At 56.3% G+C, this 987-nt stretch carries 1 protein-coding gene and 1 pseudogene; both read right to left on the bottom strand.

Going from position 1 to position 987, the window contains the following annotated elements:
• A pseudogene (locus tag QCE48_RS31640) lies at positions 1-261 on the bottom strand (diguanylate cyclase); the annotation flags it as partial.
• A gap of 294 nt (positions 262-555) precedes the next feature.
• The coding region (locus QCE48_RS31635; RefSeq protein ID WP_309794479.1) for a sensor histidine kinase at positions 556-987 on the bottom strand (432 nt) is incomplete at its 5' end.

Raw genomic sequence — 987 nt, 5'->3', positions numbered from 1 at the left:
GTCGATGTAGACCGTGATCTCATGCAGCACGATCAGCGCGGCCATCGCACAGATGGCGAACGGGTTAATCTGCAGGAACAGCGCGCACAGGACGAGCGCGGCGCCTTCGCTCATTTGCGCAATATGCATGAGCGACTCGGGAGCGCCCGCGTTGTTGGGCAAATCGACCCATCGGTGGCACGGCGCATTGGCGGTCCCGGCGGCCAGCCACACTGGAAGCACGCAGTAAAGAAGAAACTGATCTGCGATTTCGTGATTCATGCGCGTCACCGACCCTTTCCAAAGATCGCATCCTCCCGCCGCGCGGCTGCACGAGCTTCTCAGCAAGCGGTGTCGCTGGCGCATCGATGGTTTCGCGAGGCACGACCGGCAGTAATAGCTCGATCAGGGATCTCAGTTCGTTGTTTATCCATTCTTCAAGCTACGCTTCGTGTCTTGCAAAACAAGATGCGGCGTTACCTTCAAAGCCCAACAGTCAACGGTCCTCTTTGCACATACTTGCCACGTTCTTTGACGGCGAGGCGGTGGTCCAGACAAAACGGTGCCGGGGAGCGGCTATCTTTTCTTTGACGGCAGGCTAATAGTCCAGACCGCACCTTGGCCAGGTTCACTCGTCAGCGTGAGATTGCCGCCTACATGAGTCACGAGTCGATGTGCTGTTTGAAGACCGGTTCCATTGCACTGCTCAATGTCGGTTCCTCGACCGTCATCGCTCACCCGTATCTCAATCGACCCGTCGCTGTTCGAAGCAAGCGCCACTTCGATCTGACCCACATCATTCGGGAACGCATGCTCGATCGCATTTGCAACGAGCTCGTTTACCACGGTTCCTACCGTCGTGCAGGTATTAAGATCGACCGTCATGCCTAAGCGTCGGTTGCAGTTCAGCGAAATCCTTCGCTCCTTCAAAGCGTAGAATTGTTGAAGGTCGTCGCACAGAGAGCCCAAATAACGACTTAGGTCCACATCGTCGCGCTGCTCGTGCAA

The organism is Caballeronia sp. LZ024 (genome assembly GCF_031451455.1).
Taxonomy (GTDB): domain Bacteria; phylum Pseudomonadota; class Gammaproteobacteria; order Burkholderiales; family Burkholderiaceae; genus Caballeronia; species Caballeronia telluris.
This window is presented reverse-complemented; position numbering and strand designations above follow the sequence as displayed.